Source organism: Flavobacterium sp. PS2 (genome assembly GCF_046250155.1).
GTDB lineage: Bacteria > Bacteroidota > Bacteroidia > Flavobacteriales > Flavobacteriaceae > Flavobacterium.
Window position 1 is genome coordinate 721,482 of record NZ_CP176426.1, and the last position, 20,850, is coordinate 742,331.

The following is a 20,850-nucleotide window of genomic DNA, read 5'->3' on the forward strand; positions in this document are numbered from 1 at the left end:
TTTAATTTTTTAATGATTAGTTTATTAATTCTTTTACTCTAATTTCTTATTATTGGTTTTGATAAATCTGACGACAAACATCCAAGTCTCTACTTACTTTTTCTAACTCTTCTTTATATGTTTTTGCCGATTGGTTCAAACTATCTATTAAATGAGAATTATGGGTAAGACTTCTAATTTGCTTTTTATAATCAATAATATTCTTGTATGCCAAAATCACATTGTTATATAGCTTTTTATTTTCAGTGGTGTCTTTTGGTATTTTCTGATAAATATTGGCTATCATAACATTAGCCAAACGTTGCTGAAAATCATTATCTACTTTTGGCGAATTAATAGAGTCAATCGTCATTCGAACACTATCAATTTTTACCGAAAAATTAGTTTGATAATCATACTCTCTTTTCATCATTTCATTCTCAGCCTTTAGCATTTTATTTTCTGCCATTGGCATATAAAAATTAAACGATACTGCAATTAACATTACTGTAAAAGTTAGAATAAAGGCTACTAGAAAAGCTATAAATGCTTTCTGGCGTTCTGATTTGTTTAATACTTCCATAATTTATATTACTATTATTTTTTAATCTTTTATAAAGAAACCATGTCGTTTCGGGTTATGAACAATATCTTTTTTGTCTGTTTCGGCAACAAATAATTCGATATTTTCTTTTTTCTTCCCTATATAATCCAGCTTACTCAAAGTTTCAAACAGCTTCTCTATTCTTTGTAAAAAAGTCATTGTTAAACCTGCTGTTTTATCTATATGTACATGATCGTAACCTGTATTTATGAGTGAAGTAAACAGTATTTCAAAATCTCCTTGCGAAATATCACACCACTCAGCAAAATAGTTTAGCAACTCTTCTTTTCCTGCTCCAGATTTCGAATCGATAAAATTTTTCATCACTCTGGCAAAAGAAACCACTGTACTTAACATTGCTGCTGGATGCTGGTGCAACGAAAACCAACGAAATTGAGTTAAACAATTCCCTAAATAATATCCTGTATTATCTGCCAAATGCATCATCGTATGTGCCAAAACACCTGTTTGCTGAACGCGGTTAATTTTTTGAGAAATCTGTACTGAGTAAATTTCTATCTGTCCAAACGAACGTGCAATTTGTGCTTGCATATCAACTAGTTTTGGGTGACAGGTTACTGTAACTGATGATGGAATATAATCCTCATCCAGAACAGTAGTATCTCCTACCAAAACTTTACCGATTGCCAGATAAAATCCTCCATACCCAATTCCTGAACGAAATTCTTCGGCCTTAATTAAGTGTAATTTATATTCTGGTTGTGTGTACGGATATCTTGGCGGAACTTCATCTGGATCAGGCTCACCAAACGGAATTCTTTTTTTAGAATTAACCGATATACAGGCTAGCAATTCTAATTGTTCTCCTTCTTTTATCTGATAAGTATCCTCTGGATAAGGAACCTGAAGGTCTAATGTATCTGTATTACTCTTACTAATCTCGATTCTTGATCCATTTGGGGTTATTGCATGACACTCCTCTACACGTACGCGAAGTAGTTTATGATTATCAATTCCTAAAGTAATTTTTGTCGATTCTCTGTTCTGATTTCCCAAATCCAGTAATCCATAACTCATAGGTGTTGTATGAATACCTATTGCATCATTTACCAATTCGGAAACATTGTCCTGCATCGATAAGAAATGACTTTTGTTTATCTTCATCCCATCAATCCAGTTAACGGGAAAATGATTCAGTTTTTCTATCATAATTCTTTATTTATTTTTTTATTGGAAATATAATTTTGTTATTTCTTATCCTCTTATTTTGTTCTCTACTCTAATTATTGCATTGTCATAAACAACATTATCTTTTAAATCTTTGGCAAGTTTGTAATAGTTTAATGCTTCTTCAAAATCATTATCGTTTTCGAATATTTTAGCAATATTGTAATATGCGCTAGCTTTGGTTGTGTTAATAGAATTACCTGCTGCATAGGTTATTGCTTTCCTGTTAGCATAAATAGCTTCTGCCTTATATCCTTTTTTAATATACATAAGTCCCAAATTACCATAGGCTTGTCCAAAAACTGGATTGTACTCTAAAGCTTGTTTGTAAAAATTTAAAGCACCATCTATATCTTTACTTTGGTAAGCTAAATCTCCCTTTGTGTTTAATTGAAGTGCTTTTTTTCTGTCCTCATTAGATACATATACTTGTTCTTCGGTATCCTCACCAGACGTTTCAACAATACCTACTTCTTGCTCCGTTTTCGAAATGATATTATTTATATCAATGATTTCTCCATTTTCATTTATTTTGAATAAGTTCCACACATTACCTTTCTTATTTTTTGGGATGTAATATGTTTTAACCAATGATTGTCCTACATAAACAAATACTTTTGCTCCACTTGCCGATAGTTGCGAAGAGTTCATGTCTTCTCTATTAGAATAATCGTGAACAAAATAATGATAGGCTTCTCCGAATTTTTTATTCTCAATCGTTATCGTTTCTGGTCCATAACTATCCGTATCATCTACATCTAGATTAGCCATATTCCCTTTCTTATGCTGAAAGTATATATGATTGCCTTGAAAACTTAAATGAGAGTCTAAATCCTCCGGATATTTCCCCCAGTTTAAAACAATTCTCATTCCGTCTAGGTTTTTCATTACCGGGCTCAACGCATATGTTAAATCATTACATGGACATTTTACAACAAGAGTCGAATAGTTTTCTTTTTTGATAATTAATAAAGTATTCGAATCGTCTTGAAAACCTCCATTAATGGTTGTTTTACCCTGAGCATTTGTTAATCTTTTTGCTGATGATTCCCCATTTCGTTGAATCATTACTTCTGCATTGTCTAATACTTTATCTTTTTCTACCGCAGATAAAACTTGTATGGAAATATCTTGAGCATTCGCATTTTTACCAAAAGCAAGAACTAAAAGGAGTACTAAAAAATTTATTTTCATTTTATATTATTTGTTTACTATTTATTAATTTTAAAATGTCATGAACAGACTTATTAAATAAGTTTATTTGGGTTAAATACAAGCAATGGCGCGCAATGAGCCCATATTATCCAGAAAATTTTTACCTTACAATTTATTTACTTTAAATAATTTTATGCTTAATTAATTATTCATAACGACCTATTAAGGTTCTATTTTTAGAATTTAATTATTGGGTTCGTTATTTATAATCTCTCTTAAAATGCTTATTGCAAATCTGTTAATAGGTTTATTTAATCTTCATTAAAGGAAATTCATTGTTACCAGGATTTATAAAATATATCGGGTTTCCAGAGATATAAAATTTATCCTCATTTACCTCTATAAATATTACTCCCATTTCATCTTCAAATGCTTTATTGTATGCTATTTTGATTTTATTCTCACTAACTTTTTCTCCCTTTATATCTAAATATTTTTCTTTGCTTCCGGCATCGTCAATATTTACAGATATATCGTCTAGAGATTTAATTATAATATCAAAAACCGTTTTCTCATTATCTCTATTACTTGCTTCAAAATGATAAACTCCTCTCCAGATATCCAAAGAATCTTGATTTATAATATCAATAGAATCATTAGCTAAGTCTCCAACATCATCACTTGTAATGCAATCTGCTTTTGTTCCTTCAACTGTTTTTATGCTTTTAAAATTCAATTTATTCACAAAATATTTAACAACAGTTGACGATCCATCATATGTGATTTCCCATTTAGATATACCTTTATTTTTATCAATCCATTGAAATCTGTAATATGATTTTTCTGATTTATCCGTAAATAAACTTATCCCGTCTTTATTTAGTTTTACATGGTCGATTTTCATATTACTATCTTCCATTATTCCTTTTTCAAAAATTGAATCTCTCGAAGTTTTTATACTTTCTCCATCATAACCACAATCTACAAGTACAAATTCATTTCCTTTTTGTTTAACCTCTAACCAAATTCCTATATAATCTTCACTACTATCTTCTGATTTACAGGAAGCCATCGTACCTAATAGAAATAAAATAAATACTAGTTTTCTCATTTTATAATTTTATCATTTTGCGTTTAATCATAAGAACTTATATATTTTAAAATTTGTTAAATCAGTTTAATAAGCCTGTATAGTTCCATCTGAATTGACAATGTATTTTGCCGAAAGTTTATTTTTTTTCTTATAAACTTTATCAAAAACTGAAACTGATAAATCCTTATTAATTACATAAGTCTGATTACTAACATATACATCCTCTGGAGCTTCTCCATCAGGATATTGCCCAATTAGTTGATTTGCTATAATTTTATTATTTCTCACATTCATTAAATAAGTAGTTGAAAGATAATCTTGTACTTCATCTCTTATTATAAAAACATAAGTTTCAAAATCCAAACCTGAATTATCTATACAATAAATTCTCTCTGGTGTATTTTTATTTATCTTATTGTTAATCAATTGTGTTACAACCGACAATTCATCACTTTTGTAAAAAGGAAAATTTTCATCACAAACTTTACTTTCTTCTACGTAACATAAATCTATATATTTTTCATAATCAAAAGGAAGTTTCACTTTCTTTTGAGATAAATCAGTTTTATTTTGGGCAACCTCACTTTTATCACCTTTTCTATATAAAATTGCAGATTCAGGCGAATAGAATTCTCCTTTAGGTGATTTTATAATTTTCCACTCAATATGATTTTCAAAAATTTTAATTTCTGCCTTTCCATTTTTGGCTCCAAAAAAGCTATCGAAACTTAGCTGAATTTTATCCTTTACAATTAAACCTTTTATGTTATTTGTATCATCAACATCACAATCAAGTTTATTACCATTATTATAAACTGCACAATACTGTCCAAATACAGAATCCTTCTCAATTCTTTTTATTTGTATTGTAAATTGTTGAGATTTATCATCAGATCTCCAATTCCAGACACCAATTATATTCTTTGAATCCGTTTGAACATAATTATTGATAATCTCATTTTTGTTATCGTTATCATAATGAACATCTTTTTTTATTTCATTGTTTTTACATGATGCAAAAAAAATAATTATGACTGCAATCTTTAAAAATTTCATAATATTATTATTTTATAATTTCCCCGATTAGCAAGAGTATACCACTCTCACTAACTGGGGCTTTTCTTTTCAATACGTCAATGACCTTATTTTTTCATTTCCTTTATTAAATTAATAATAAAGTTTATATTTTTCCATTTCAACGTCTAGGGATTCATCCAGATAATAAAGTGAATCTGTTTCAATTTTTCCGTTTTCCATTACTTTGTTTTTTTTATATAAAATGTAACCCACAGATTTATCTACTGGAGAGGAAAAATATTTCATTTGCCAAATTTTTTTATTTTTTAAATCTAAATAAGACAAGCATGTATAATTACTAGGCTCATATTTTAAATCATCAACATTTCTATAAAATTCAATTGAATCTTTCTTTTTACTATCAACAAATGTGTATAAAACAATTCTAAACTTTTTCTCACTATTCAAAAATTGTTTTTCAAATTTGAAATTAATGTTTTCTGTATTAAATTGAGAAATATCACCGTTTTCAAAATTTAAATAACTCTTTTGATATAAATCATTTTGCTTTTTTAGTATTGTGTATCCCTTTTCTTTAGTTAAATTTTTAAAATAGTTTTTCGTACCTAGAATAGAGTCTCCAAAAAATAAGATTGTACTCTGATTATTGTCTAGTTTAATAGTGTTTTCTTTTTTTCTATTACAACTTATTACAATAAAACATGTAAATATTATTAGCAATTTATTTTTTAACATAGAAATAATTAATAACAAAAATTAAATTTAATTAGCTTGCATGAATCGTTTTTCCATTTTATCCATTTTGTAAAATCTTTATAATTCTCCGTATATTCACAACTTGTTTTAATAGATTTTATCTTCATCGAATCCCCTTTAATTTGCAATGCTTGATACCAGTAATTTTTCTCCTCATTACTAATATCTTTTACATTTGATGTTAATTGTATAAATGAAGATTTAATATATTTTTCCCATGAAAGAAATGTATACTTAATATTTTTCTTAGCAATGAGCTTTCTCTCTTGGTTTATATATAAGATTATAAAATTATTATCAGTTTCCGGAAGTTCTGCATCAAAACTAAAAACTTGAATTTCTTGATCAGGCATTATTTCTCTTACTATTACTTTTTTCGGTAAATCTATTTTATATAAAGTTTCATCATCATTTTTTATTAATGAAATATCACCAAATACAGTTTTGTCTATATTAAAAATTTCAATTTTTTGGTTTATTGAAATTGAAATAACTCCTTTACCTCTCAACTTATTTTCAGTATAAAATCTAATCCCATTGTACTCTGAAGTTTGCAACTCTATTGAATCTATAATGCATTCCTCTTTTAAATTTCCAGTACTACCAATTTTATTTTTACTAATTTTAGTTGATTTATCGACATCTTTACAATTAATAAAGAACAAGACTAAAAGAGTAACACTCATTATTTTTTTCATATTATTTTCTTTATAAAATTCCACCAGCTAGTAATTACATTTTACTCTTACTAGCTGGGGGCTTTTCTTTTCAATACGTCAATGACCTTATTACTTTATTTACTCACTAATATGAATAAGCACTCTAAATTTATACAATAATTTAGTCATCACATTTTGTCAATGCAATTGGCTCAGTCTCTATTTTTTTAGTAAATGGGTTTTCTAAATGAATTCTTTTTTTCGATTTAGTATTATAAAATCCATACCAAATAAACTCAATCGCATTTCCTTTTTTTTTCATTTTCCCAATCGGTTCAGTTGCTGAGAAATCTTGGTAATTTTCCATATTATCAGGATATGGTCTTTTCATATAACTATTATCAAATAAAACATGAAATTCATTATTTCCTATTTTCTTAATTTTAGTATTAATACTAAATCTTTGTCGAAATACAAATTGTCCCCCAACTACACTAAAATATACATACGATTCATCTAATTTGCAGTCATTAGACCATGACTTAGCTGAAACAATATCTTTTTCAAAATTTATAGTTTCCTCAGAAATATCGTTTGTTTCTTTATCACCATCAATACAAGGCTCTTTAGTAAGAACTATTTTATTTATAAACAAGCTATCAATAAATGTTTGATTATTTATTTCTAAATAATACTCCTCAGAATTATTTTTTTTAATTTGAATTACTTCATTCTTCTTTGTATTAAAGTTATATCCTTTAAATATATAAGTACCCTCATTTTTTATAAATGATATTCTTTTGATTAAATCATATTCCTGTCCCAAATTATGATATAAAGTGTCTTTATAAAATTTGTATTTCTCTATAGATGCATCACATGGTTTTAATAAAACTTTTCCTGAATCTGTCTCTGTTACTTTGAAGAAAGTATGTCCTTCAATGTTAAGAATATCATCTTTATTCTTTTTTCCATTATTCTTTATAATTGAAGAATCTTTACAACTAATTAGAAGTAGTGAAAGAATTAACATTATTGCTCTCATTTTATTTACATTTAGAATCATCTTCATTTTTTAAACACATTTTTCTTTTATCAATTTAGGAATACCTCCAACTAGCAAGAGAATTTTACTCTCACTAGCTGGGGCTTTTCTTTTCAATACGTCAATGACCTTGTTGTTCCTTTTTATTATATATTAAATAGTTGAAAAATTATTTTACAACTACAATCGAACCGTCATTATCTATTTTAAACTTCTCTAACTTTATAGTTTTAAATTCTCCCCCTTTTTTAGTTTTGGTATTTAAACTAAAAACATAATCTTTACTAACTTCAAATTCAGTAAATTCAGAAACTGTATTTGGTTCATCTCCTTGTTTAGCAAAACCAATATCTTTTTTAGTAATAACTTTATTATTCTTTAATGTTACTAACGTATATGTAAAATCATCAAAATTAAAATTGCCTATAATAAAAACTTTGACTTCGTTAACATCGGGTAATCTTAGATAATCTCTAGTTTTTAAATTTGCTATATCACAATCTAATTCATTCCATACATTATTGCCATCTATGATACTATTTGTAATGGGCAAACTTGTAATTTTTGCTTTTGAGAAGCAGTCATTTTTATCAACATTATTTCCTGTTTTAAAGAAAACTAGATAATCATCAAAGACAATCACTAATGTATTATCGACAACTAATAACTCATCCCATGGAATTTCACATGCTTTTTCAGGATATAATGATTGATATACAATCAATGAATTACCAAGCTTTAGACCATTCTTTAAGAATATAGATTCATATAATTTAGCAGTTTTACTGCTTTCATAATATTTTATTGGTGTCTTATTACTTTTATAATATTCAAACGAACATAAATCTCCAATTTTTACACTTTTATCATCAATTTCGATTTTTATATTTTTAAATTGATTTATTACTTCTGATTCTGTTTTTTTAGGAGTTCCTGATATAGAAGATTCAGAAATTTTATAAAAAGTCCAATCATTTCCAACTGTATTATTATTCTTTATACCTTCTTCTTTATTTTTTTCAACTGATTTATTAGAAGAATCTTTTACTGATTCTGTTTTTAAATTATCTCCTAAATCTTTATCACTATCTGCCTTTTTATTTTCCTTACAATTAGTAAAGAGTAAGACTAAAAATATAATACTCAATATTTTTTTCATATTCTTTTTTTATAAAAATTCCACCAGCTAACGATAGTATTTCACTTGCTAGCTGGGGCTTTTCTTTTCAATACGTCAATGACCTTGTTGTTATTTGGAAATCAAATATTTTTTTTATAAAAATTACTGATCTGCTACACTATCTGAACAACTTTATTAGTCGCATTTTGTTAATGTTATAGGATTTTTACCTTCATTTTCTTTAATTAAAATAAAATCCTGTTCAAAGTCCAGTTTTTTAGCCTTATCATTGAACAATCCTTTCCAATAAAGCAGAAGCTTATTATTTTTTAAAACAAGTCTTCCAATATTTTCTGATTTGGATATCTCATTATCGACAATACTTTTTTTATCTCCACTGTAATTTTGTTGCGACTCAGTATTTTTAAATCTTATATAATATTCCCCAACTTTATCTTCAATATTAATTATTTCCACATTTATGTAAATTGCATTATCTGAGTACAATGACAAATAACCATTTTTATCAGAAATATCAAATGTAGTTAAGGAATTCTCACAGTTTAATCTCCACAATCCGCTTAAATCTAATTTAGAATCTTGAGATTCTTGAGGTATACTCTTTTTCTGTTTTAAATAGAATGTTTTAAAAAGCTTATCTTTCACTAAAGCATCAATAATGAATTCATTATTATTAAACGAAATCTTAAAATCTTTTTTTAAAACACCCGATTTTTCTACGTTTGGCTGATTAATATCGAAATCTCCTAAATAATATAGATCTTCATTTTCAAAAACATATACAAAAAAAACAGAACTATAATAATCATCTCCTTCAATTAAAAAGACCTTTTTATTCTCACATTTGTAATAATAAAAGTTAATGTTTGCACTTTCTAAATTTAGATTTGACAAATATTTTTTACCATTTAATACTATATCATAAGCTTGTTCGTTGTTGCTCTTTATTTCATAAGTTTCATTTTCATATTTGTATATTAATTCCTTATCCTCTTTTTTATTAAAACTTTTTTGCTTAACAAAACAGGACTCATTAACAATTATACCACTATTACTACTTTTATACGTCGTACCATTATCTTTATTCTCTCCTTTACAACAAAATATTGTATACAATAAACAAATTAAAAGTACTTTTTTTGTTTTAAACAAACCTATTATTTCCATTCTTTCTCCTTTAATTTATTTTGAAAATCTATTTCTTTTTGCGATAATTCATCTTCAGTTTTGAATTTAAAATAAACTGATGGATTACATTTTCCTTTTAAGCCAGCTGCAGATCCGACATTTGAAACTTCAAAATGCAAATGAGGGTTTCGTGTAGTGAAATTACTACCATTATTCCCAGAAATTCCGGTCAAACCAATTACATCATTATATTTTACTTCATCACCTTCTTTGTAAAAATTATTCTTACTTAAATGCCAAAAAGTAAGATATATTGTCGCATTTTGATCAAATTCGTTCTCCAAAATTTCTCCTTTATTTTTGTATTTAGGGACATAACTGTCATTTCGCATACTTTTAAATGTTTCAACATCCAAAACTTTTAGCACAACTACATTTCCTGCCATTGATGAAGAAGTATATATTTTATGAACTTCACCTCTTACACAAGCATAAACTTTAGTTTCTGGTTTAGCCAATAAATCATTTCCTGTATGATTAACACTTCCATCTCTTATATTTTTCCCAAAAGAACCGTGCCATGGTTTGTGTCCTCCTCCTTGTGAGTACATACACAACATTGGATTATCTATTGGAAACCTCCACTTCCCATTATCTTCCTTAGATTCTGAAACAGTAGTAGGTTGACATTGATTAACTTTAAATACTTCGATTCCTTTTTCAAAATGCATTTTACATTCTTTCCAACCTGCAAGACCAGGATTTACTTTACCTCTTATTTTTTTTATATTAGAATCTGTAGACTCTTTTAATGAGTCTGCTACTTTCCAAATTTCATGCTTTTCCCAATATGCAAAAGCAGTTAGCACAGCATATTTTGGCTCTTTAACTTTATCAGGATTAGCTTCTAAATCAATAAAGTACTCTGGAAAAACATCCTTTAAAATTTTAGCAGCATCTTTATAATTATCCCTTCCTGTAATTTGTTTTAGCCCTCTACCCCTGAATTTATATCCATCACCACTTGCCTCATTTCCATTTCCATTATCAAAACCATTTCCTTTGCCGTAAACATAATTTAGAAGTCTCTTCTGAGGGTTGTCATTACAATAACTATCTAATAGCCCTGCTCTTTCAAGATATTTTGCCCTGTCTCCAAATACCCTTTTACAATTAGCAACTGTATACCTTTTTGCATCTGTCTCCACCATCCAATCTGGATTTATTCCTAATGTTTCTGTCCCTACTTGTGCAAAAAAATGGGCTTTCCTCAAACAAGTATCTAAATGGATTGGTTTTCCTTTTTTCCTACTTAATTTTATAAATTCATTTATATATTTAACTATTTCTTGTCTAGCACTTTTATGTTTTGTATATACTCCAAATATGTCTTCTATATTTTTAAGTGTAATATCTTTTTCACAATTTAAACATTTACCCTTTTTATCATCCTTCTTCTCATCCTTTTTATCATTCTTACCTTGCTTCATCACACTACTCGAAGGCTCTATAGGATCTGGCTTAAATACTGTAGCATCTACATTTACTATTCCACTTGGTTTATTCACACCACTTGATAACACTTCAACATATGCAAACAGCTCTAGTTCAGGTCCTTCTCCAAAATCACCTCCTAAGCTTCTTGGTATTGTGTTTAGAGGTACTAGCCTAACATGTAAATCTGACTGGATAGTAAATTTTTGATCAAGTAATTCATCATCGCTAACAACATCTTCATCATACAATTTAAGACGAACTTCTTTCCCGATAAGCCCTTTAGAATTTATCCAAACTTTAATTCGGTTTTCTTTAAAAACACCTTTTATTTTGTTTCCATTAGCATCAGTAATGTTTACACTATTAATTACGCCTTTTACTTTTGTCTGTGTTGGCACAGTTGGAGTTGGAGTTTTAGGCTTCTGTACAGGCACATTGTTCTTAACCGGTTGCGTTTGCGCCGGAGTAGTTGTTTTACCTTTAAAAGGTGCTACGGGAACTTCAAGCTCGTTTACATTAACATTATTACTAGGTATTTTTTGTTTATTAAATTCCGTAGTCACATAATATTCATGGATCTTGTCTTTTTCTGGTCCTGCTTTTGTTGCAATTTTTGCAAAACTTGGTCTTAAAGGAAAATCAACATCTGCTTTTCCGTTTTTAACGATACCAAAACGTGTTTCTATTATATTTTTTTCATTCGCTGTATTATGTCCACCCTTCTTTGCATCATCTTCCCATAGGGTAACATACACTTTGCGCTTCTCCATGTGTAAGCAATGTACTCTGGCCTTAAGTGTTTGTCCATAAGATAATGGCTTCGCAGGCTTTTTTCCGCTTTTATCAAGTAATTCTACACTATCAATTTTTGGACTCCCAGCTGCTTGGGTCTTTATATCTAGTCGAGCAACTTCTTCTCCTCTTTTTGCCAATATGCGGATACCTTTTCTTTCCAGACTCTTCTGCAAGAAAGTATAAGATACTTTATCTCCTGTTTTGTCATTCTCTTTTGTTTTTCGCCACTTACCGTTCTCCAATACGTGTATCGTCCAGGAAACTGGTGGACCAAACGAACTCTTAGGCATAAGAGGATTGGGTAGCAAACTACCAAAAAAAGCATTTATCGTATAAAACTCTTCTTTTCCTACTACAGGATTAGGATTACCAGTTATTTTAAAATCTGACATACTGCTTAATTTTATTTACAAATAGAATCACTCTCTTCTAAACTTTCTTGAAATTTAGCAGTATCTACCAGTGGGTTTATTTGATTACTTACCTGTGGCTTAGCCTTTTTTGCATTTTGTTTTCCTGGTTCTGCCTTTTGTCCATGCTTATCTACAGTAATACAATCCGGTCCTCCTATAGGACAAGTTGCTTTACTGTCTTCTAATAAAATTTTCCCTTTATTAGATAATGTAACTTTATCATAAAAACCACTCCATTTGGTAATCGTTGCTTTACAAGGCAAATAATCTCCACTTCCGTTAGGTTGCATCTTACATTTACCAAAAGTGTTTTTCTCTAGTGTTTGTCCAATTTCTTTATCGGTTGCTATGAGTTTTTTTTCGGCATCTTTGTCATTAGCATAATGCTTACTTTGTGTTTTCACCTTAAGTTTATCCAACTTAGGCTCTACACTAAACTTACATTTTACCGTTGCTCCTTGTACTACTACATGTTTCTCACTCATGGCTTTACCTTTTTTGGATATTAAATATCCTTGTTGATTCCGTTTTCTTTTTTATAAATCTTACTCAAATCAATTATTATCTTTTTTAGCTCTCAGTCTCAATTTTATCTGGTAGAGAATCTATTGTTATAGCTATTTTTATGGGTTCATGGTAGTCAATACTACATTCCAAATTCATATTTTCTATACAATAAGTATCTGAATCTAAAAAATAGGTTGCTCTATAATTCCCTTCCCAAGGTTCAAACCCAAAACTTTCATCAAAACTAGAATCTATATAAGTTCCTTTTTGCTCTACTTTAATTAAACCCGATACTTCTAAATAAGGAGCTACCTTTTGTTCTACTGTAAATAGAGACTCTTCATTTTTCTCTAACGGAAAAGAAATCTTATTCTCAAAAGAGTAATTGGCTGTATATCCTACATGAATACCATTAAAAAAAGCTCTCAAAAAATAATCAGAAGATAATGATGCCAATAATGTTTCTGAACTTTCTAATGCATACTCGGTATGTTCTATATAAGCATTAGTTACTTCTCCTTCATAATAATCTAAAATTTCTCTTTTAGTATCTTCCCAGCGAGTTACAATTTCATTATAATTATAAATATCAACCCATTTTCCTGTTCCGTCAACTACAATCTTTAATGGATAGAGGATTTCGGCAGTTTTTGCTCCCAACTCATCCATCATTGTATCAGGCTTTTCGGCATTAATATAAATATTAGACGCCTTGTTAATTTCAAAAAGCTGAAACTTATTCTTATCTACAGCAAGCCATTTCACATTTACTTCTGTAGTAATAGTATCTACCTGATCTCCTACTTCGCTAGTGTAATGCACTTTATATTTCTTATCAAGACCTCTAAGCAGAAATGGCAATGTGTAATCATTTTTTAAAACAACTTTTGCTGTTCCATCCTCAATGCTTTTTTTCTCTGCATTGACACTATTTACAGGAGCCAAAATCAATAATTCCAGATGACTTTTAAAATCAGCTTCGATTAAATCAGGAATAGGACAATATATATTATGATATCGTCTGAGTTCTCTGGCATCTATACCAAGTTTATGAGCTACACTTTCCAGCGTATCTCCTACCCTTATTTTATAAATGCGATGTTTGTCGTATGATGACATCTCAGATCCCTCTATATAGTACATTATGTCTTAGCTAATTTTAATTTATTCCACAATTTTACAATGCAGGTTCTTTAACTTCTTTTTTACTTCCTTTTTTTTCCTCTACAGTAGGTTCGTACATAAAACCTTCTTCATCTTTCTTCTTTTTTTTATCTACTTTGATTTCTTTTTCTTTCTGTCTTTTACAAATAATAACCGAGTTCTCGGTAATACCATTCATTCCCAAAGTATATTTCGCATCTACGTACTTAGCACTTTGATACCATTTGGGTTGCAAGAAAAACACCCAATTGTAGTTTTCACCATTTTGGTCCAAATCTATTATGCTTTCGGCATTATGATCGTTATATCCCGAAACAGTATGATAAAATAAGTTCCCAAAATCAATCCTTACGGGGCCTTTAGATCTAAGAGAGGTATAAGTAGCACTATCAGGTTTTTTCTGGATCAACAAGGTTATAAGTAATAAATCCTTCATCTCTACACCATCAATTTCTGGAAAAGGATTTTTCCCTTTAGGTATTCTCCAGGTAACATATTCTTTAGGTGGTATTTGCATCATATAATTAAATACAGCATAAATCCCAGTAGGAACAATAAATACCAAGAAATGAGAGCACATTAGGAAAGTAAGCCCAATACCATTAAGTGCTGTATAAATAATTATAAACAGAACACTTGAGTACAGTATAATTAATAACGAAAATAACAATTCGATACCAACAGATTTCATACTAAATTCCTCAAAATACCATCGGTATAAATAAACATGGAGGCATCCAAACAATAAAGAAGCTATTTGATAAAACAGAAATTCATCGGATAGTTCTGTAAATAACTTGTTATAACCCAAGAAGGCTACTAATGCGTAAATAAGCACAAATGAAAATATATAGATGTAGAATTTCTTCTTATATTTTACTGCAAATTCTTTTATTTTATCACTAAATACCATTGTAAGAATAACACTTACTGCTATAATTACAACCAGAAATACAATGAGCCTAATATCTATAAGCGCTGCTAAATGTTTCTTTACCATTTCTAAATTCGTGTTGTATACCCCAACACAGGTTGTTTACTAAAATTAAATGCTTCTGTTTCTTCATTCATTAATAAGATTGTTTTAAGCTCAACTTCCATTGGAAAAAAATGCTCATAAAAACAATCTATAAATTTTTTAACCCCGCCTTCATGAATATAATCTTGAAAAGGCTTATTGATTATAGGTCCTATCTCGACGGTTACATTCATGGAGTAATCCATATACTTGTTACCGCAAATAAAATCGACACCCAATCTATTCTCTCCTAAATTAATTTGCTGACTCTCATCACTATATTCTTTAGAACTTGTTATTTTATATTGTACTTTTTCTTCTATAATACTGCCTAAACAGCGGCATGCTAAATCAATATCACCAACAATCTTATAAGCGTATGGCAAAAGCTGAATAAACTTAGACACCAAAACTGCTGGGTAAATATGTGGCAAACCCCAGAAATCATAAAAGAAATCTAACGGTTTACTTCCGTTTAATTTGTATAAAAAATCTCTCTCAACACTTTCTATCTTAGTCCTATAATGAAAAATTTCATTTTCAAAAGGAATAAAAAAATTACGAGCTTCAGCTTCTTGTTTTTTCTGATGCTTATGCTCTTTTATCATTTGTCGAACAGACTTATCAGTATTGTTCTCACTCAAACTATGAACATAACCCTCTGGTAGCGCATCATAAATACTATCTCTAGACAAGAATATGTTAAGATACTCCTGTTTATCATAGTTATCATCCTGAATCGTTGCGCCCAAAACATCACTCCTATACGCTCTTGAGAATTGTCCTCTGTTAGAAATTATAATTTCTTCGGAGACAACATTATTGCTCTCAATAAGCTCATTGGCTATAATTTCGGCTCTGATATCATAAGAAATACTCTCTATTTCTTTTACCAAAGTTTCAAGAGACTGTTTATTTCTTCTTTGCATCTTCATTGATTCTTCCTGCTCCTATATAGCGCAATTGAAAATATTCGTCATTGAAATTATAAATCGCCAATCCTTTATCTGTACATGCCAAAATCCTATCGTTATGAAGGTATAAACCAACATCCGAGATAGGATGATCTTTATCGTATCTAAAAAAAACTAAATCCCCTTCTGCCAAAAAACTTCGCCCTGTAAAAATCTGAATTGCTTTAGATTTCCACATTCCAGCAGGGTCTTTAGGAAGTGTTACTTTATAAACATCACTATACAGTGATTGCAGGAAATAAGAACAATCGATTCCTTTTTTCGAAAAGCTTTTTTCTTTGTACGGCGTATTAATCCAAGTATCGATATACCCATACAAATTGTAATTCGTTATTTTATTAGGAGTTACAGCAAGAACTATTGAATACTTCTCCTTTAAGGCTAAAGTAGCATCACTTAAATTTTCCGAATTATCATTTACAACAGTTTTATTCTTTAATCCAGTTTCTTCCATATGAGATTGTTTTTTCAACAAATCCAAGGAATAATCATATTTAAAGGGAATCTGAGAAATATAACTCTGACTCCTACACTCCGTAAATGAACATATCATTAGCATTAATAAAATTACCTGCTTCATTTATAAAATTTATTATTTTATCTCTATAGAAAAAAATAGAGTATTTATTAAGATTATCAATTATTGAAAATCCTTTAATCCTTATAATTTTTAAAGCTAATTGTTGTGGTATTTATTAGCTTAGATTCTTTGTTATAATTTTTCTTAGTGATAATGAATTTAAACATCCAATTATCTCCAGATTTTTATTATTCTAAAATTTTTGTTGCAATCTAAATTATAATTCTATTAAAAAAGACTTATACAAGTCGTAAAAATACTACAATACGGTATTTATTATTTTTTAAATAAATGTAATAATGCTAAAAAGTGAAATGAAATATCACTTTTTAGTTTCCAAAAGACTAACTGTTGTGGTATTTGTTAGCTTGGTTCTTTATATTATGAATTTATTACATCCATAATCACAAGGTTGCAAACGTAATAAATTATTCTGTAAGAATACAAATTATTTTTTGTAAATTTTATAGTAATAATTCTTGGAATCTTAAAATAATAAAAACTATTTTTGCGAGCAACTTTATAAAATATATTCTGACTTTTGTGAATTCTTAAAAATAAAAAATGAATAAAAAAAATATCGATATTAGGGTTATATTCTTCTTTTCAATTTTATTATTGATAGGAATAGTTGCATTTATAGTACAGTTTTTCAACCATGTAGACTGTGAAGATGTTAAGCTTTACATTTTTTCAGATCACTCGCAAAGCGAGGAATCCATTGAGTTTTATGACCGAACCCATAACGCAAAAACATGGGAATGGGATTTTGGAGATGGGTCGTTACTAGATGTAAGAAGACATACATTTCACGTGTATAAAAAACCAGGAAAATATAAAGTTACCCTAACCATAAATGGGGATTGTACCCATACTCGAGAACTCGTAATTAAGGATAAATATGCTGCCGATAAATTTGGAACTCCTCAAATTATCGTCCCAAAAATAATCACCGCAGGACAACCCACCTATTTTAGATCAGAATCTGATGATGCCAGAACATGGGAGTGGTCATTTGGAGAAAATAGAAGAGGAATCGACGAAACTTCGGCAAATCCAGTATACACTTTTTCAACTCCGGGCGAAAAAACAATTACACTTATCATAAATGGAGATTTTAGCACCGTTGCCAAAAAAACAATTTATGTACATACCAGAGTAATTAAGAAAACAAATCCGCTCGATGTTACCTCGTATGAATATGAAAAAAAGGCAGAAGCTTTTTCATTACCAAGGGGTTCCGTTAAAAAAGACCCTCTGGAAGACATGTTACAATATGTACCTGTTGCCCCAAAAACTAAAACTCAAAAAGATAGTATTAGCGCAGTAAAAAAGGCTCCAAAAGTATCCGAAGATCAGTTTGAAATTTTACTAACTAAAGTTGCAGAAGGTAGCAAAGTCAAAGATGATTTCTCTGAATATTTATGTGATGATCTTGATATTCCGATTGTAAAAAATGATAAAGAATTGTTGACTTTTTCACAATTATGTGCTGCTATTAAAGGAAAAAAAATAAAAATAGAATCAATACGATTAAACAAAGACAAACAAAATAATTGCATTAAGGGACTAAATATTAGCTATAAAGTAAAAAAATACTTGATCTGGTCTAAAGATTAAAATAGTATGGAAGAAGAAAAAAACATTTTCAGCGTAGAATTACTAAGTGCATTTGAAATAGCAAGAAAAATTGCTAAAACCAATTCAAACAAATATTATTCGGCAGCCCATTTATTAAAAGCCATTTTAAACAGAGATTTATCTCTTTTAAAACAACTTGAAACTATGGGGAAAGATGTTTATTATCTTGACGAATGGGCAGAAGTTCGAATGGAAGATGAACCTAAAACAAGTCAAGTTCTTAATGCAGAGCCGAGCGATGTAATTGATGAAATTATCAAAGAAGCCGAATCGGTAAGAGCTATATTAAATGAAGATGAAATTACTCTTTATGCCATTATAGTTGCCTTAAGTTCACCTGGTGTAGGTTTTAACTTCGACCAGATGAAAACTTATCCTATTTCCCGAAACGAATTACTAGAAGACCAAACTAATATACCTCAAGACCAAAACGTTGCCAAACAAGAAGTCAAAAAAGGCTTTTTAGGCAAATATTGCATTCATAAAAACCTCGAAAAAAAGAAAAAGAGAATAGTTGCTATTGGTCGTGAAACAGAATTAAACACGATTAAAGAAATTCTTTGTCGATTTTCTAAACCCAATGTATTGTTAATTGGTGATCGAGGTATTGGAAAATCAATTTTAATAGATACACTTGTTCAAAATGTAATTGCAAATCAAGTTCCAGATGTCTTAAACAAAGTACAACTTTTTGAACTAGATTTATCATCCCTAATCGCTGGAGCTTCTTATAAAGGCGAAATCGAGGATAGATTAAAGAATTGCATACAGGAACTAAGACAGTTTCCTAAAGCGATTCTTATCATCGAAGAAATTCATATTCTATTAGATAAAAACGGTGGAGATTCAGGTGTTTCTAATGTTTTAAAAGGCGAATTAGCTAAAGGATTAAACATTATTGCTACATCGACAATCGATGAATACACCAAAAGAATTGAAAAAGAACAAGGTTTATCTGGTATGTTTGAGATTGTAAAACTAGAAGAATCTGATGATGACACTTTGTTTCGAATGATTCGCGAGTCCATTAAAACATATCAGGAACATCATAAAATACAAATCGATGATGAGACAATTACTGAGTCTATTCGATTATCCAAAAGATATTTAAAAGAAAAAAGTCTACCAGAATCGGCTATTAATCTTATCGACCATACGATGTCGGTTTTAAAAACGTCTGGCGAAACTTTTCTTAAAGAAAAACAATCAATTCTTGATAAATTAGAGCTTTTAAAGCAAAATGATGCTGGTTTATCTGAAGAACAATTAATAAAAGAATCAAACTGGTTCCTTACCGATTTAATCAATAAGACAACATTTTTGATGGTTGTTGATGAACAAAATGACAACAAAGTATTTGAAACATCAGAGTCTATCATCAACCATATCGAAAGCCTAATAAGTACTCTTGAAGAAAGAGCTTTAGACAAACGTGTACATATCGAAGCTTTTGATTTATCGCTTATTATTGCTCAAAAAACAGGTATTCCTGCTGGAAAACTAAAAGAGGAAGAAAAGCAAAAATTAAACAATATTGAAGAAGTTTTAGGTCGAAGAGTTATTGGTCAGGACCATTGTATTGCTACAGTTGCAGGATCTATCTTAGAATCAAGATCAGGCTTAAGTAAAGCCGGACAACCTATTGCTTCATTTTTCTTTTTAGGACCTACAGGAACAGGAAAAACAGAACTAGCAAAGAGTTTGGCAGAATTCCTTTTTCAGGATGAAAATGCTATTATCCGCTTTGATATGTCCGAATTTAAAGAAGAGCACTCTGCAGCATTACTTTATGGAGCACCTCCGGGATATGTGGGTTATGAAGAAGGTGGATTATTGGTGAACAAAATAAGACAAAAACCATATTCAATCGTATTATTTGATGAAATCGAGAAAGCACATACCTCTGTATATGATGTGTTTTTGCAAATTATGGACGAAGGAAAACTTCATGATCGATTAGGTAAAGAAGGAGATTTCTCAAACGCTATTATCCTTTTTACCTCAAATATTGGTGCAGATCATATTGTAGAAACTTTTAATAGTGGTAAAATTCCAACTTCAACTTCCTTAATGGAAATTATGGGGAATTATTTTAGACCAGAATTTTTAGGACGATTAACCGAAATTGTTCCTTTTGCTCCTATTAGCAAAGAAAACGCATTGAAGATATTTGAAATCCACCTCAAAAAAGAGTTCATGGATTTACTTAAAAACATCAATATAACTGTTGAAATTCCTATGGAAGCCAAACTATATCTGGCAGAAAATGGATACAATGCCAAATACGGTGCAAGACCTATTAAGAGTATTATTCGTAGTCATTTAAGAAGACCATTGGCCAAGAAAATAATTTCTGGCGAAGTAAAAGATGGCGATAAAATGATTGTCGTTATCGAAAATGACGAGGTAAAATGGATTAAAGAGGAAGCATTAATTAACTCAGAAAATTAATTTAATTCCCATATATTATAAATG

Annotated in this window: 18 protein-coding genes; 2 read left to right on the forward strand and 16 right to left on the reverse strand. The window is 29.5% G+C overall.

The window, feature by feature from the left end:
• Positions 1 to 49 precede the first annotated feature (49 nt).
• The 16 genes from tssO to ACJ6WR_RS03130 all read right to left on the reverse strand — a co-directional run bounded on the left by tssO (position 50) and on the right by ACJ6WR_RS03130 (position 16,608).
• Positions 50 to 562, reverse strand: coding sequence for a type VI secretion system TssO (gene tssO, locus ACJ6WR_RS03055; RefSeq protein WP_035627571.1), 513 nt, complete (start codon positions 560 to 562; stop codon positions 50 to 52).
• 21 nt (positions 563 to 583) lie between these two features.
• The gene (locus ACJ6WR_RS03060; RefSeq protein ID WP_039112694.1) at positions 584 to 1,753 is read right to left on the reverse strand and encodes a hypothetical protein; all 1,170 of its coding nucleotides are present in this window, start codon (positions 1,751 to 1,753) and stop codon (positions 584 to 586) included.
• Between the two features lie 45 nt (positions 1,754 to 1,798).
• Positions 1,799 to 2,965: a tetratricopeptide repeat protein gene (locus tag ACJ6WR_RS03065; protein ID WP_409417014.1), complete on the reverse strand. Its 1,167-nt coding sequence runs from the start codon at positions 2,963 to 2,965 to the stop codon at positions 1,799 to 1,801.
• Between the two features lie 268 nt (positions 2,966 to 3,233).
• Complete coding sequence (locus tag ACJ6WR_RS03070; protein WP_409417015.1) at positions 3,234 to 4,037, reverse strand: hypothetical protein; 804 nt, start codon at positions 4,035 to 4,037, stop codon at positions 3,234 to 3,236.
• Between the two features lie 66 nt (positions 4,038 to 4,103).
• Positions 4,104 to 5,075 carry a hypothetical protein gene (locus ACJ6WR_RS03075; RefSeq protein WP_409417016.1) on the reverse strand — a complete coding sequence of 324 codons (972 nt, stop codon included), beginning with the start codon at positions 5,073 to 5,075 and terminating at the stop codon, positions 4,104 to 4,106.
• 111 nt (positions 5,076 to 5,186) lie between these two features.
• On the reverse strand, positions 5,187 to 5,792 hold the full coding sequence (locus ACJ6WR_RS03080; RefSeq protein ID WP_409417017.1) for a hypothetical protein: 606 nt from the start codon (positions 5,790 to 5,792) through the stop codon (positions 5,187 to 5,189).
• Positions 5,793 to 5,800: 8 nt separating this feature from the next.
• Entirely contained in the window at positions 5,801 to 6,511 is a 711-nt protein-coding gene (locus ACJ6WR_RS03085) for a hypothetical protein (RefSeq protein WP_409417018.1), read from the reverse strand.
• A gap of 142 nt (positions 6,512 to 6,653) precedes the next feature.
• Positions 6,654 to 7,517: a hypothetical protein gene (locus ACJ6WR_RS03090; RefSeq protein WP_409417019.1), complete on the reverse strand. Its 864-nt coding sequence runs from the start codon at positions 7,515 to 7,517 to the stop codon at positions 6,654 to 6,656.
• 169 nt (positions 7,518 to 7,686) lie between these two features.
• Positions 7,687 to 8,676: a hypothetical protein gene (locus ACJ6WR_RS03095; RefSeq protein WP_409417020.1), complete on the reverse strand. Its 990-nt coding sequence runs from the start codon at positions 8,674 to 8,676 to the stop codon at positions 7,687 to 7,689.
• A 156-nt stretch (positions 8,677 to 8,832) separates the two neighbouring features.
• Positions 8,833 to 9,825 (reverse strand): hypothetical protein, encoded by a 993-nt coding sequence (locus tag ACJ6WR_RS03100; protein ID WP_409417021.1) that lies wholly within the window; start codon positions 9,823 to 9,825, stop codon positions 8,833 to 8,835.
• A complete protein-coding gene (locus ACJ6WR_RS03105; RefSeq protein WP_409417022.1) occupies positions 9,816 to 12,470 on the reverse strand; it encodes a hypothetical protein in 2,655 nt (884 codons plus the stop codon). The genes ACJ6WR_RS03100 and ACJ6WR_RS03105 overlap by 10 nt, the downstream gene beginning before the upstream one ends.
• An 11-nt stretch (positions 12,471 to 12,481) precedes the next feature.
• Positions 12,482 to 12,976: a DUF4280 domain-containing protein gene (locus ACJ6WR_RS03110; protein ID WP_039117169.1), complete on the reverse strand. Its 495-nt coding sequence runs from the start codon at positions 12,974 to 12,976 to the stop codon at positions 12,482 to 12,484.
• An 85-nt stretch (positions 12,977 to 13,061) separates the two neighbouring features.
• Positions 13,062 to 14,141 carry a peptidoglycan-binding protein LysM gene (locus ACJ6WR_RS03115; RefSeq protein ID WP_409417023.1) on the reverse strand — a complete coding sequence of 360 codons (1,080 nt, stop codon included), beginning with the start codon at positions 14,139 to 14,141 and terminating at the stop codon, positions 13,062 to 13,064.
• A 34-nt stretch (positions 14,142 to 14,175) separates the two neighbouring features.
• Positions 14,176 to 15,162 (reverse strand): TssN family type VI secretion system protein, encoded by a 987-nt coding sequence (locus ACJ6WR_RS03120; protein ID WP_039112680.1) that lies wholly within the window; start codon positions 15,160 to 15,162, stop codon positions 14,176 to 14,178.
• 2 nt (positions 15,163 to 15,164) lie between these two features.
• On the reverse strand, positions 15,165 to 16,109 hold the full coding sequence (locus tag ACJ6WR_RS03125) for a hypothetical protein (protein ID WP_240474700.1): 945 nt from the start codon (positions 16,107 to 16,109) through the stop codon (positions 15,165 to 15,167).
• On the reverse strand, positions 16,093 to 16,608 hold the full coding sequence (locus ACJ6WR_RS03130) for a C40 family peptidase (RefSeq protein ID WP_240474698.1): 516 nt from the start codon (positions 16,606 to 16,608) through the stop codon (positions 16,093 to 16,095). The genes ACJ6WR_RS03125 and ACJ6WR_RS03130 overlap by 17 nt, the downstream gene beginning before the upstream one ends.
• Before the next feature lie 690 nt (positions 16,609 to 17,298).
• Between ACJ6WR_RS03130 and ACJ6WR_RS03135 the strand changes: the two genes are divergently transcribed.
• The gene (locus ACJ6WR_RS03135; RefSeq protein WP_039112676.1) at positions 17,299 to 18,354 is read left to right on the forward strand and encodes a PKD domain-containing protein; all 1,056 of its coding nucleotides are present in this window, start codon (positions 17,299 to 17,301) and stop codon (positions 18,352 to 18,354) included.
• A gap of 6 nt (positions 18,355 to 18,360) precedes the next feature.
• Positions 18,361 to 20,826 carry an AAA family ATPase gene (locus ACJ6WR_RS03140; RefSeq protein WP_409417024.1) on the forward strand — a complete coding sequence of 822 codons (2,466 nt, stop codon included), beginning with the start codon at positions 18,361 to 18,363 and terminating at the stop codon, positions 20,824 to 20,826.
• Positions 20,827 to 20,850: the final 24 nt, after the last annotated feature.

What these genes read in the sequence shown, in the direction of transcription:
- ACJ6WR_RS03060 (WP_039112694.1), bottom strand. Translation starts at nt 1,753, where the DNA reads ATGATAGAAAAACTGAATCATTTTCCCGTTAACTGGATTGATGGGATG.
- ACJ6WR_RS03110 (WP_039117169.1), bottom strand. Translation starts at nt 12,976, where the DNA reads ATGAGTGAGAAACATGTAGTAGTACAAGGAGCAACGGTAAAATGTAAG.
- ACJ6WR_RS03065 (WP_409417014.1), bottom strand. Translation starts at nt 2,965, where the DNA reads ATGAAAATAAATTTTTTAGTACTCCTTTTAGTTCTTGCTTTTGGTAAA.
- ACJ6WR_RS03120 (WP_039112680.1), bottom strand. Translation starts at nt 15,162, where the DNA reads ATGGTAAAGAAACATTTAGCAGCGCTTATAGATATTAGGCTCATTGTA.
- ACJ6WR_RS03070 (WP_409417015.1), bottom strand. Translation starts at nt 4,037, where the DNA reads ATGAGAAAACTAGTATTTATTTTATTTCTATTAGGTACGATGGCTTCC.
- ACJ6WR_RS03095 (WP_409417020.1), bottom strand. Translation starts at nt 8,676, where the DNA reads ATGAAAAAAATATTGAGTATTATATTTTTAGTCTTACTCTTTACTAAT.
- ACJ6WR_RS03090 (WP_409417019.1), bottom strand. Translation starts at nt 7,517, where the DNA reads ATGAGAGCAATAATGTTAATTCTTTCACTACTTCTAATTAGTTGTAAA.
- ACJ6WR_RS03130 (WP_240474698.1), bottom strand. Translation starts at nt 16,608, where the DNA reads ATGGAAGAAACTGGATTAAAGAATAAAACTGTTGTAAATGATAATTCG.
- ACJ6WR_RS03140 (WP_409417024.1), top strand. Translation starts at nt 18,361, where the DNA reads ATGGAAGAAGAAAAAAACATTTTCAGCGTAGAATTACTAAGTGCATTT.
- ACJ6WR_RS03100 (WP_409417021.1), bottom strand. Translation starts at nt 9,825, where the DNA reads ATGGAAATAATAGGTTTGTTTAAAACAAAAAAAGTACTTTTAATTTGT.
- ACJ6WR_RS03135 (WP_039112676.1), top strand. Translation starts at nt 17,299, where the DNA reads ATGAATAAAAAAAATATCGATATTAGGGTTATATTCTTCTTTTCAATT.
- ACJ6WR_RS03075 (WP_409417016.1), bottom strand. Translation starts at nt 5,075, where the DNA reads ATGAAATTTTTAAAGATTGCAGTCATAATTATTTTTTTTGCATCATGT.
- ACJ6WR_RS03115 (WP_409417023.1), bottom strand. Translation starts at nt 14,141, where the DNA reads ATGTACTATATAGAGGGATCTGAGATGTCATCATACGACAAACATCGC.
- tssO (WP_035627571.1), bottom strand. Translation starts at nt 562, where the DNA reads ATGGAAGTATTAAACAAATCAGAACGCCAGAAAGCATTTATAGCTTTT.
- ACJ6WR_RS03085 (WP_409417018.1), bottom strand. Translation starts at nt 6,511, where the DNA reads ATGAAAAAAATAATGAGTGTTACTCTTTTAGTCTTGTTCTTTATTAAT.
- ACJ6WR_RS03105 (WP_409417022.1), bottom strand. Translation starts at nt 12,470, where the DNA reads ATGTCAGATTTTAAAATAACTGGTAATCCTAATCCTGTAGTAGGAAAA.
- ACJ6WR_RS03080 (WP_409417017.1), bottom strand. Translation starts at nt 5,792, where the DNA reads ATGTTAAAAAATAAATTGCTAATAATATTTACATGTTTTATTGTAATA.
- ACJ6WR_RS03125 (WP_240474700.1), bottom strand. Translation starts at nt 16,109, where the DNA reads ATGCAAAGAAGAAATAAACAGTCTCTTGAAACTTTGGTAAAAGAAATA.